The organism is Fusicatenibacter sp., assembly GCF_050872605.1.
GTDB lineage: Bacteria > Bacillota > Clostridia > Lachnospirales > Lachnospiraceae > Fusicatenibacter.
This window is the reverse complement of the sequence record NZ_JBNMHD010000007.1, coordinates 78,542-90,061: the sequence shown is the minus strand read 5'-3', so window position 1 is coordinate 90,061 and position 11,520 is coordinate 78,542. Positions and strand designations below refer to the sequence as shown.

Here is an 11,520-nt window from a genome sequence, read left to right as displayed (position 1 = left end):
TAGTACGAGAGGACCGGGATGGACTGACCTCTGGTGTACCGGTTGAACCGCCAGGTTCACGGCCGGGTAGCCAAGTCGGGAAGGGATAAACGCTGAAGGCATCTAAGCGTGAAGCCCCCCTCAAGATGAGATATCCCATTCTTAAAGAAGTAAGACCCCTTGAAGACGACGAGGTAGATAGGGCAGAGGTGGAAGTGCCGTAAGGCATGGAGCTGACTGTTACTAATCGGTCGAGGGCTTGACCTAATTGGTTGTGTTCACAGAAATGGAATGATAGATGTAAAGTATGTGCGGTTTTGAAGGTATATCGGAAAGGCCATCGGAGAGATCCGGTGGCTTTTTGTAATTATTTTCCGCAAAATACTTGTTTTTCGAAAAAGATTGTGTTATAGTAACGATTGTCAGGAAAAGATTCCGGAGGTATTCCTCGATAGCTCAATGGTAGAGCATTCGGCTGTTAACCGAAGGGTTGTTGGTTCGAGCCCAACTCGGGGAGCTAAGATGAAGAAGCGATACAGAAATGAGAAATCATGACTGTATCGCTTTTTTGCTGTCTGTAGCCATTAAGAAACGCCATCTAACATTTTGACGGTTTTCCATAACATTTCTTCCTGTTCATGGAAGAAAGATTTCGTTATAATAAAATCAGACAGATCACGGAACATGTGCAGAGTCAGGAGTCGTGTCAAGGCGGAACTTTTTCCGATAGGCACTTGGCGTCATGCCCTGCTTCTGGCGGAAGGCTTTGGTAAAAACTTCGGCATTCCGGTAACCACAGGAAAAAGCGACCGTTTCGATGGAGAGATCCGTATATGATAAAAGCTCAAGCGCACGCGTGATCCGGCAGGAAGAAAGATAGTCCTGCGGTGAGGTATGGAGATATTTCTGAAACAGGGTATAAAGGTAACTCCGGTTGATGCATACATATCTGGCAATATCCGAGACAAGAATTTCATTGGAATAATTATTTCGGATAAACTCAACGGCTTTTTCCACGTAAAGATTGCCGATCTCCCGTGCAGAAGGATCGGCAAGCGTGATTTCGCGGGAAAGAATTGAGAAAAACTGGTACAGACAGCCTTCCAGAAGATACTGGTCAGAGGTGTCATAGGTATTGTGCTTCTGCATCTGAAACAAGAGGGACTGCAGTTCACCGGAAAAGTTGCACTGGTAGACAGGGTGCTCCTCGGAAAGACCGAGTTCCTGTACATAAGAGGCAGCTTTTTCGCCGTCAAAACCGATCCAGAGATAGGTCCAAGGATCATCCGCATCGGCTTCATAGTAGGTGCGGACATTTGGCATCAGGAAAAAGCCCCGTCCGGCGGTTAAACGGTAAGTGCGGTTTCCGATGGTAAAAGTGCCTTTCCCGGAAATAATATAGTGGATCACGTAATTGGGGCGGACAGCCGGGCCGTAGCTGTGGAACGGCTGGCAGGCTTCGTAGCCGCAGAAGCAGAGATAAAGATCCGAAAATTTATGCTTTGGGACAGGAAGTGTCCAGGAAGTTTCCATAAGTATACCTCACAAAATGAATCATCAGAAAAGCTGGAATGTCACAAAGGATGAGATTCCGAAATATCAGTAAAATTATATCGTGTTTTGCAGGATACTGCAAGATGCCGCAGGAGGAGAAAATCATGGCAATCAAAGTAAGTGAAAATGGACGGTTATTTACCCTCCAGACAAAAGACAGCAGTTACCAGATGTTCGCAGATGACAAAAATGTGCTTCTGCATCTCTACTATGGAGAAAAAATCGGTGAGGAAAATCTTTCCGGTCTGATTTTCTGTACGGATATGGGATTTGCGGGAAATCCGGAGGAAGCAGGCCCTAACCGGAAATATTCTCTTGATACACTTCCGCAGGAAATTCCGGGAAGTGGTGTCGGTGATTTCCGTGATGATATGATTGAGATCCGCCATGCGGACGGCAGCTTTGCAGCAGATTTCCGTTTCGATTCGTACGAAATTCTGGATCATTCCTATGCCATTCCCGGAATGCCGGCGCTGTACGATACAGAGGAAGAAAAAGGTGAGACTCTTGTTATTACAATGACGGAGAAGGCTTCCGATATTGTTCTGAAACTGTTTTACGGTGTATTTGAAAATGAAAATGTGATTACGAGAGCGGCAAGACTCGAAAATCACGGAGAAACGGCGATTGAGCTGGAAAAAATGCTGTCATTCAGCATGGATCTGATGTATGAAAATTATGAGATGATTTATTTCTCGGGTCGTCATGCGATGGAGCGTACGGCGGAGCGGATTCCGGTGCAGCACGCAAAAGTCGAGATCGGAAGCACCCGTGGTACATCGAGCCATCATTACAATCCGGCTGTGATCCTCTGCGAGGAGGGTGCGGGTGAGACACACGGTTCCTGCATCGGCGCATGCCTCGTTTACAGCGGAAACTTTGTTGCGGCAGCACAGAAGGATCAGAAAAATCAGACCCGTTTTCAGATGGGTATTCATCCGACCAATTTCTGCTTCCATCTGGAAAAAGGAGAGGCGTTCGATACCCCGCAGGCAATCTTAAGCTATTCCGGAACCGGTTTTACCAAACTGTCACAGCAGTATCATGAGATCATCCGCGAGCATATCTGCCGTGGCACATACAAGCATGCCAAACGACCGATTCTGATCAACAACTGGGAAGCAACCTATTTTAATTTCAACGAAGAAAAAATTCTGAAAATTGCAGAACAGGCGCAAAAGCTTGGCATTGAGATGCTGGTGCTTGACGATGGCTGGTTTGGAAAACGAGAGGATGATAACAGTGGTCTCGGTGACTGGTTCGTCAACGAGAAAAAGATGAACGGCTCCATGGCGCAGCTTGCAGAAAAAATTCACAAGATGGGCATGAAATTCGGTCTCTGGTTTGAGCCTGAGATGATTTCCGAGGACAGTGATCTTTACCGTGCACATCCGGATTGGGCATTTGCAATTCCTGGCCGTGTGCCGAACCACAGCAGAAATCAGCTTGTACTTGATATGACGCGTGAGGATGTGCGCGAGTATCTGCTGGAGCGTCTGACAACCATCGTTCATGATGCAAAGATTGATTATGTCAAATGGGATATGAACCGCAGTGTCTGCGATGTTTACAGCCATGTGGCAGCTCAGAACAGAAACGGGGAGCTGTATCACCGTTACGTACTCGGCGTTTATGATCTGCTCGAGCGTTTCCTTGCCGCATGCCCGGATCTGCTGCTCGAGGGCTGCAGCGGAGGCGGCGGACGATATGATGCCGGTATGATGTATTACTCCCCGCAGATCTGGTGCAGTGATAATACCGATGCGATTAACCGTCTTTCCATCCAGTACGGAAGCTCGTTCTTCTATCCGATCAGCACCGTCGGCTCCCACGTTTCGGTATGCCCGAACCATCAGACCGGCCGTGTGACACCATTCCAGACGAGAGGCGATGTGGCGCTGGCAGGAAGCTTCGGCTATGAGATGGATCTGAATAAGATTTCAGAGGAAGAAAAAGAGATGGTAAAAGAGCAGGTTGCTGCGATGCATGAATATTACGAGCTCACACACGAAGGCCTGTATTACCGTCTGACCGGACTGAAAAAACAGGATTTCATGGCATGGGAGTTCGTGGCAAAAGATCAGAGCTGCGCACTGCTTACAATCGTAAAGACTGACGCAGAAGGAAATATGCTTCCGGTTCACACGAAAGTGTGCGGTCTTGCAGAGGATAAGCTGTACCGCTGTAGCCTGGACGGTGAAATCCGTTCGGGCCGTACCTGGAACCGTGCGGGGCTGACCCTGCATCAGGTGCTGGGAGAGTATGAGAGTATCCGGGTCGAATTTACAGAAGTAAAATAAAAAAGATAAGAAAAATCTTCAACTGGATTTGAGAGGGAGGGAACCTCAATCTGGTTGGAGATTTTTTTTGCATAAAGAAAATCAAAGCGGGAGGGAAGGAACGTACTCTTTACAGTGCAAAAATAGTTGTGATACAATAAGCAAAAGAAGTTTTCTGACAGAAAATAAAGACGGAACTGTCAAGAAAGGAAATTGTACATGAGAAACAGAAAAAACTGTTTAGCTGTTCTTCTGATGACAACTATTGTGGTAATGGGATGTGGAAACCAGCAGGTGGAAAAGGAGAATCCATCGGCTGTCTCCGAAAGAGCATCCAATGTCCAGGATGAGTCAGAAGATGGTGAAAAAGAGTTTCTTTCTACATACCAGAATATTATAATCACACTTCCAGAAGGCTGGAATGTAATGAGAGATGAAAAAATCCAATGCAGTTTCATATCGGAAGATGGGGAAAGTCTTGAGATATCGTATCGGGAAGGAATGGCAAAAGTGATACTTATGGATTTTCCGGAGGACGAAGAGAGCGCTGAAAATTTGCTCTATCCGAATGAAATAACAGGGGAAAACAGCATCAGCGATTTTATGGTGAAAACAGCTAACGAAGGAAAAGATAACGAGAGTTCCTTTTATCGTTTCCAGGTAAAAAATTCCCAGCAGATTCCGATTGCATTTTTCTGCGGGGTGAAAACGGAGAATGAAGGGTATCAGATCATATGGAAAAAAGGAAGCGGCAGCAACGATACACAGCAAATCGTGCCGGAAATACTGGAGTCTCTGCAGTTCCCGGACAATGAGCTGCTGACAGAAACATTTCAGACGGCCTGCCAGGAGCAGAAAAGAGCGCTGGAAGCAGAAAATAATTCGGATGGCGTGAAAAAGCAGAAGGGTAAGAAAACCGTCACCTGTATCTCACCGGTCAATGTACGTACAGAACCCAACGTCAGCACAAGCCAGGTTATCGGAGCTCTGACGACAGGGGAAGAAGTGGAAATGCTCGGAAAAGAGAACGGATGGTACAAGATTTCGTATGAGGGAAAAACGGCGTATGTGTATGAAGACTATGTGAAAGAAAAAGAAAATTAAAAAAATGATATTTTCAAAAAAGCTGCCGAAGCAAACAGAACCGGCAGCTTTTTTGAAATAATTTTGAAAAAGAAAAATCCCGGAAACTATCTGTTTCCGGGAAAGAAGAGGCGTCGACCGGATTTGAACCGGTGGATACTGGTGTTGCAGACCATTGCCTTACCACTTGGCTACGACGCCATATGACTCCGACGGGAATCGAACCCGTGTTACCGCCGTGAAAGGGCGATGTCTTAACCGCTTGACCACGGAGCCGAAGTTTTTGATTTGTCTGCCGTGATTTTTGCTCAGCGACAAATAGTATATTATCATAAGAAAACGAGTTTGGCAAGTGCTTTTTGAAAAAAAATCAAAAATTTTTGAGATTTGTGTTGCCGTGCATTCAGAAGGAAAAAATTTGCCGGGTCAGGGCATGGCTTTTCGATATTCTTCCGGTGACATACCAAAAGTCCGGCGGAAAATGCTGGCAAAATAGCTGGGGCTTTCAAATCCGGTATGCAGAGCAATTTCCAAGATAGAAAGCGAGCTGCCGGTAAGAAGATCTGCGGCCTGGGTTACGCGGTACTGGTTGATATAGGAAATAGGCGTTGTGTGAAAGTGCGTTTTGAAGAAACGACAAAAATATTGTGGATTCATATTGAGTATAGCAGCAAGATCTGAAAGACGGATTTTAGAATCATAGTTATCCTGAATATAACGTAAGAGTTTTTTACACTGATCAGATCTTTCTTTTTTACGAGTGCAGAGGGGTTCCGGATGAAGAAAAAGCTGGTATTGCGCCAGAAGTGCAAGAATCCGATACATGTCACTTTTGATCAGAAGAAACCAGCCGATGGGTTTGGTATCGTATGCATACAGGATTTCCTGGAAAAGCTCAGATAATGTCAGTACAAATGTTTTCTGTGTCTGAGAGGAGGCTTCAGCAGCAGAAAGCTCTTCCAATGGAAAAGCCGGAAGAAGCAGTTGATGAGAGAGCAGCGGACGAATCCAGTCTGCTTCACAGGAATCCAGATAGGCACATGAGAGAATTTCTGGAAGAAATACAAGGGCATGGTGAACCGAAGGGGTAGTTCCAATGCTGCAGAGCTGATGCAGTTCGTGACTGTTGATGAAAAGAAAAGTACCTTCGGAAATTGTCCGGGTTTCAGTTTTCAGTGTCAGAGTGAGAGTACCTTTTTCAACCCAGATCCATTCTAATTCTTTATGCCAGTGAAAAGGAACAGAGAGCCCGCCATGAGCATAATCCTGATGATAGATATGGAGCGGAACAGGTTCGGTTCCATGCACGGTAAAATCCCGGATTCCGCCAGAAAGAACAGGGGAACAAGATTCAGGAGAAAAGAGCTCTTTTGAACGTTCTTTTTTCATAAAAGTCAAAATCCTTTCATTAAATACGAAAATCAGGTTAGAAAATATAAGATAATATCATTATACTGCTCTTATGGGAAAAAAGAAAGAGAGGACAGAAAATGAAAAGAGAGTGGTGGCATAGCTTAACCGTATATCAGATTTACACCAGAAGCTTCTGTGACAGCAACGGAGACGGCATCGGCGATTTTGGAGGGATTCTGCAGAAGCTGGACTATCTGCAGGAGCTTGGTGTTGGAGCCATCTGGCTTTCACCTTTTAACGATTCTCCTAATTACGACAATGGATATGATGTCAGTGACTATTATAAAGTAATGGAAGAAGCGGGCACAATGGAAGAGCTGGAAGAACTGATCGCAGCCTGTGAAAAGCGGGAAATTGTGGTCATGATGGATCTTGTTTTAAATCATAGTTCCCATCTGCACCCATGGTTCCTGGAAGCCAGAAAGGATCGAAACAGTAAATACCATGATTTTTACATCTGGAAGGAAGGAACGAAGGAGCAGCCGCCAGAAGGCGGCGGAGCATTCTTTGGAGGAAGCACCTGGGAATGGGTGCCGGAGGTTCAGGAATATTATTATCACAGTTTCAGTGTAATGCAGCCGGATCTGAACTGGAAAAATCCGTCGCTTCGGAAAGAGCTGTACCGGATGATCCAGTTCTGGATGAATAAAGGGATCCGTGGTTTCCGGCTGGATGCAATTGACAATATTGTAAAAGATGGACATGGAGGAAATGATACTCATTCAGAGCAGATTCATACATACTTAATGGAAATGAATCAGAATACGTATGGAAAATCAGAACAGATCCTGACAGTGGGGGAAACCGGAGGTGCTACGGTAGAAATGGCACAGCAGTATTCTGATCCGGAAAGCCAGGAGCTCAGTATGATTTTTCAGTTTGAACTGATGGGAATCGACGGCATCCGAAGTGGAAACTGGGATCCGAAACCGTATACGCTGCCGCAACTGAAGCAGCTCTTTGAAAAATGGCAGACGGGACTGGAAGAAAAAGGATGGAACAGCCTGTTCTGGGGAAACCATGATTTTCCGCGTGTCGTATCGCGCTTTGGAAATGACAGGGAACCGTATCGGGAAAAATCAGCAAAAATGTTGGCTGTCCTTCTCCATGGGATGAAAGGAACTCCTTATATTTACCAGGGGGAAGAAATCGGTATGACAAATGTGTCAGGGCTTCGGATCGAGGACTATCAGGATATCGAGTCTGTAAATTTTGCCGAAGACCGTAAAAAAGAAGGCTGGGAGGAAGAAAAAATTCGTACCTATCTTGCACGGAACAGCCGGGACCATGCGCGGACGCCAATGCAGTGGAATGCGGAAAAACACGCCGGATTTACAGCGGGAACACCGTGGATGGCGGAAAATCAGAATTACGCGGAGATCAATGTGGAAAACAGCAGAAAAAATCCGGATTCCCTCTTCTATTTCTATCAAAAACTAATTGCGCTGCGTAGGAAAAATGACACTCTTGTTTATGGGGATTTCCGTCTGATTGAGGAAGAAAATCCGGATATTTTTGCTTATGAGAGAAATCTGGGAGAGAAAAAGCTGATTGTGCTCTGCAATTTCCGGGATACCGCGGCAGAGATGAAAGCCCGATATGATTTGACAAAAGGAACGGTTCTGGTTCATAATGATACAGAAAGTCTCACAAAAGAAGTGTGGAAGTTACAGCCGTATGAGGCGTATATGATTGAACTTCTGCAGTAAAAAGACAGAAATGAAAAGCAGCAGGAGAAGAAAACTGCAGGAGCAACTGGAAACAGGAGGGAGAAAATGTATCGCGTTCTTCTTGTAGAAGATGAAGAAATTGAACTGGAGACATTGCGGGATTATATTGACTGGAAAAAGAACGGGATTTCCAGGGTATTTACCGCGCGCAATGGCAGAAGGGCACTGGAGTGCCTGGAAGAAAATATGGCAGATATTGTGATTACGGATATTCAGATGCCAGGAATGAGTGGAATTGAACTGGCAGAGACGATCGTACGCCGGGGATATCCATGCAAAATTGTTTTTCTGACAGGATATGATGATTTTTCCTATATCCATTCCGCTTTTCAGGTGAATGCCGTGGATTACCTTTTAAAGCCATTTACGATTGAAGAAGTAGAAGCATGTCTGAAAAAAGTGAGAAGTGAACTGGAGAAAAGTGAGATAGCAGACTGGTCGCGGAAAACGGCGGCGAAGCAGTTGCTGGAAATGGCTTTGCGGGAAAAACAGGAAACAGAGCTTTTACGGAAAAATTTCCGTGGTGTATTTGGAGAAGAACTGGAAGAGTGCAGGTTCGGAATCATAGCGGTTTATGGAAAAACGGAAGAAAACATCTGTAGCCAAATTCAGGAAAAATACAAGGGCATCCGTTACATCAGCAAAACGGAACGGATCAGCATTCTGCTGCTGGCGGGGTATCTGTCGGTGAAAGATACGGCATTTCAGATCTGGAATGATTTGAAAGAAGACGCACCGAGAGCCGTTGGATGGTGCAGTGGAGCATGGAAAGCTGACTGCCTGTACGAAAAGGCGGAAAAACTTCGGAACTGTTGTGTTCTGGCATTTCATATGGATCCACCAGAACTTTTCTGTGCAGATGAAAAAGAAACGGAAGAGGAAAAAGCATATCATTTCCGGGAACAGAAGAAGCGGAGAGAAGAAATCTGTCGTCTGGTCAGCAACGGGAAAAAGCAGGAAACGCTGCAGACCATGAAAGATTATTTTCAACAGCTAAAGGGGCTTGCGCCGAAAACATTTGCGGGAGAAGTTTACAATCTCTATATGTATCTATGGAACCGTCTTGTTTTGAGCGATGAACTGCTGGAAAACTGGATGGAAGCAGAAAAAATTTTGAGAGAAAATGAAATTTTTGAAGCAAACAACAGTTATCAGATGCGGGAAAAGATGAAGCAGTATCTGGAACGGATGTTGGCATTTTTTGAAGAACAGAATCAAAATCCAAATTACTATGCCGTTTATCAGGTAAAAACATATCTTCAGGAGCACTGCTCGGAAAGCGCAGATATCGAGAAACTGGCCGCGGAGGTCGGTTTGTCTCCGAATTATCTGAGGAGCCTGTTTAAAGAGGCAACAGGAAAAACGATTTTGGAATATAATACGGAAATGCGTCTGCAGAGGGCGGCGGAACTGTTAAAGAATAAGAAAAATAAAGTACGGGAAGTGAGTCTGGCGGTTGGATATGAAAATGTTTCTTACTTTGGCGTTGTTTTTCAGAAAAGATTTGGAGTGACACCAAATGAATATCGTAAAATGGTATAAAAATCGGAGTTTTCAGTTTAAACTGGTGATCGGCTATCTGGTACTGGCACTGATTCCAATGCTGTGTGTTACCTGGTACAGTTATGGAAAAACAAGGAATGTGCTTCTTACTGAAGCATATCAGAGTGCAGAACAGGAAGCAGAACGAATTGAAAAAAATTTTTCTACGATGGTCGAGCCTTACGAAACAATTCTGGAGGTGCTGTATGTGGATCAGATGCTGAGCGGATATTTGTTTCAGGATTACAGCAACGATTCTTATGAAGATATGTTTTACTATATTGATAAGAAGCTCAGCGAAATCTGTCTGATGAATGCAGGAATTTACAAAATCTGTTTTTACAGCAACAATGAAACGCTTCCGCAGGATAATTATTATTTTTATTCCATGCAGGATCTAGATCGGAGGGAAGGTGTGCTGACATTTGATGCGATAGGGGAAACGGTATTCTGTGGGACATCTGGAGACGGAAAAGCATTTCATATGAATCGTCTGATGAATTTTTATCCACAGGGCGGGATGAAGAGCGTACTGTCGTTACAGATTGAAAATCAGCAGATACAGCCCCTCCTCGAAACAATAAATTCCACCGATGAAATTTATCTGGTGGATCAAAAAGGATATATTCTGGCTGCTTCCGAACCGGAAATGGCAGGCCTTCCGATCCGGACCAGAATGCCGGAAGAGGATCTGGAGCAGAAAGCGCAGATTGAGTTTGAGCGTGACGGCATTTCAAAAATCGGAAATATCCAGAGCGGAGTTTTCGGAACAAAAATTCTTGTGATTTCGGATAAGGAGACGGTTTTAAAAGACGCAAAAGCTGTTTCAAGAAGGATGATGTTCCTGATCCTCTGCAGCGCGGCTATGGTATTTCTCTGCATTATCTGTTACACAAGATGGCTTTCCACGCGGGTGCAGAAAGTGGTGTATGCAGCAAAACGGATGGGACAGGGAGAATTTGATTACCGTCTGGAAAATATGGGAGAAGATGAGATCGGACAGATCGGGCTGGCGTTTAATCAGCTCAGTGATCAGATTCAGGAGCTAATTCGGGAAAATTACGAAAAGAAAATCCGGATTCAGACGAGCGAACTGAATTTGCTGCAGGAACAGATCAATCCGCACTTTCTTTACAATGCACTTGCGGTTATTTCAGCACTGGCGATGCGGGAAGGTGGAAAACAGACGATGCAGGCGGTCAAAAATTTGTCCAGCTTCTACCGGATTTCCCTGAATAAGGGAAAACAGGTGCTTTCCATCCAGGAAGAAGTGGAACTGCTGCAGAGCTATCTGAAAATCCAGCAGATGCGTTTTCGGGACAGCGTACAGGTGGAGTATGAGATTGCAAGAGAAGTACTGACATATCGAACCATTAAACTTCTTCTGCAGCCGCTGGTTGAAAATGCCATTCACCATGCGAGAAAAGAGGAAGAAGTTCTCCACATTGCGGTCAGAATTCAAAAAGAAGAAAGGGATGTGGTATTCCAGGTGACAGATGATGGATGTGGAATCGAGGCGGAAAAACTGATTAAACTGCGAAGTTCTCTGCGGCGCTCAGAGGAAGGATATGGACTGAGAAATGTTGCAAACAGGGTTCGTCTGGCTTATGGAGAGAATTATGGTGTCCGAATAGAAAGCCAGGAAGGATATGGAACGACAGTTTCTGTCAGAATTCCAGTAAACGAATAAAAAATCAACAAAGCAGAAATAACTTCGTATTGTTTGCATAGAAAAGGAAACAGAAACCGGCTGATAAAGGTGATTTTGCCCGTCAGCCGGTTTCTGTTTCGTTAGATATTGACAGAAATCGTAAGAAAACAACAGAATAAAAAAGAAAATTATAAAACTCCGTTAAATCGAGATAGAAATCATAAAAAAGTGAGATTGTTGCAGGACAGACTATCCATTAGAATGGAAACATAGACAGCAAGAGTGTACA

Annotated in this window: 7 protein-coding genes, 3 tRNA genes and 1 rRNA gene; 7 read left to right on the top strand and 4 right to left on the bottom strand. The window is 44.7% G+C overall.

Annotation, left to right across the window (positions count from 1 at the left end):
- A 23S ribosomal RNA gene (locus ACY2VT_RS04020) occupies nucleotides 1-246 on the top strand; the annotation flags it as partial.
- Nucleotides 247-424: 178 nt separating this feature from the next.
- Nucleotides 425-496: transfer RNA gene (locus ACY2VT_RS04015), tRNA-Asn, on the top strand.
- Between the two features lie 158 nt (nucleotides 497-654).
- Here ACY2VT_RS04015 and ACY2VT_RS04010 read toward each other — a convergent pair.
- The gene (locus tag ACY2VT_RS04010; protein ID WP_461878965.1) at nucleotides 655-1,512 is read right to left on the bottom strand and encodes an AraC family transcriptional regulator; all 858 of its coding nucleotides are present in this window, start codon (nucleotides 1,510-1,512) and stop codon (nucleotides 655-657) included.
- A gap of 125 nt (nucleotides 1,513-1,637) precedes the next feature.
- On the opposite strand from ACY2VT_RS04010, the gene ACY2VT_RS04005 reads away from it, so the two are divergent.
- The gene (locus ACY2VT_RS04005; RefSeq protein WP_461878964.1) at nucleotides 1,638-3,833 is read left to right on the top strand and encodes an alpha-galactosidase; all 2,196 of its coding nucleotides are present in this window, start codon (nucleotides 1,638-1,640) and stop codon (nucleotides 3,831-3,833) included.
- Nucleotides 3,834-4,031: 198 nt separating this feature from the next.
- Complete coding sequence (locus ACY2VT_RS04000) at nucleotides 4,032-4,916, top strand: SH3 domain-containing protein (RefSeq protein ID WP_461878963.1); 885 nt, start codon at nucleotides 4,032-4,034, stop codon at nucleotides 4,914-4,916.
- A 108-nt stretch (nucleotides 4,917-5,024) separates the two neighbouring features.
- Here the strand turns inward: ACY2VT_RS04000 and ACY2VT_RS03995 are convergent.
- The 3 genes from ACY2VT_RS03995 to ACY2VT_RS03985 form a co-directional block, all read right to left on the bottom strand.
- A tRNA-Cys gene (locus ACY2VT_RS03995) sits at nucleotides 5,025-5,096 on the bottom strand.
- A 3-nt stretch (nucleotides 5,097-5,099) separates the two neighbouring features.
- A tRNA-Glu gene (locus ACY2VT_RS03990) sits at nucleotides 5,100-5,171 on the bottom strand.
- Nucleotides 5,172-5,321: 150 nt separating this feature from the next.
- Nucleotides 5,322-6,284: an AraC family transcriptional regulator gene (locus tag ACY2VT_RS03985; RefSeq protein ID WP_055220149.1), complete on the bottom strand. Its 963-nt coding sequence runs from the start codon at nucleotides 6,282-6,284 to the stop codon at nucleotides 5,322-5,324.
- Between the two features lie 101 nt (nucleotides 6,285-6,385).
- Between ACY2VT_RS03985 and ACY2VT_RS03980 the strand changes: the two genes are divergently transcribed.
- The 3 genes from ACY2VT_RS03980 to ACY2VT_RS03970 all read left to right on the top strand — a co-directional run bounded on the left by ACY2VT_RS03980 (nucleotide 6,386) and on the right by ACY2VT_RS03970 (nucleotide 11,270).
- Nucleotides 6,386-8,017 (top strand): glycoside hydrolase family 13 protein, encoded by a 1,632-nt coding sequence (locus tag ACY2VT_RS03980; RefSeq protein ID WP_461878962.1) that lies wholly within the window; start codon nucleotides 6,386-6,388, stop codon nucleotides 8,015-8,017.
- A gap of 66 nt (nucleotides 8,018-8,083) precedes the next feature.
- Nucleotides 8,084-9,580 carry a response regulator transcription factor gene (locus tag ACY2VT_RS03975; RefSeq protein WP_461878961.1) on the top strand — a complete coding sequence of 499 codons (1,497 nt, stop codon included), beginning with the start codon at nucleotides 8,084-8,086 and terminating at the stop codon, nucleotides 9,578-9,580.
- On the top strand, nucleotides 9,558-11,270 hold the full coding sequence (locus ACY2VT_RS03970; protein WP_461878960.1) for a sensor histidine kinase: 1,713 nt from the start codon (nucleotides 9,558-9,560) through the stop codon (nucleotides 11,268-11,270). The genes ACY2VT_RS03975 and ACY2VT_RS03970 overlap by 23 nt, the downstream gene beginning before the upstream one ends.
- Nucleotides 11,271-11,520 lie beyond the last annotated feature (250 nt).

Coding starts and splice junctions, on each gene's coding strand:
- ACY2VT_RS03980 (WP_461878962.1), top strand. CDS start 6,386: ATGAAAAGAGAGTGGTGGCATAGCTTAACCGTATATCAGATTTACACC.
- ACY2VT_RS04010 (WP_461878965.1), bottom strand. CDS start 1,512: ATGGAAACTTCCTGGACACTTCCTGTCCCAAAGCATAAATTTTCGGAT.
- ACY2VT_RS03970 (WP_461878960.1), top strand. CDS start 9,558: ATGAATATCGTAAAATGGTATAAAAATCGGAGTTTTCAGTTTAAACTG.
- ACY2VT_RS04000 (WP_461878963.1), top strand. CDS start 4,032: ATGAGAAACAGAAAAAACTGTTTAGCTGTTCTTCTGATGACAACTATT.
- ACY2VT_RS03975 (WP_461878961.1), top strand. CDS start 8,084: ATGTATCGCGTTCTTCTTGTAGAAGATGAAGAAATTGAACTGGAGACA.
- ACY2VT_RS03985 (WP_055220149.1), bottom strand. CDS start 6,284: ATGAAAAAAGAACGTTCAAAAGAGCTCTTTTCTCCTGAATCTTGTTCC.
- ACY2VT_RS04005 (WP_461878964.1), top strand. CDS start 1,638: ATGGCAATCAAAGTAAGTGAAAATGGACGGTTATTTACCCTCCAGACA.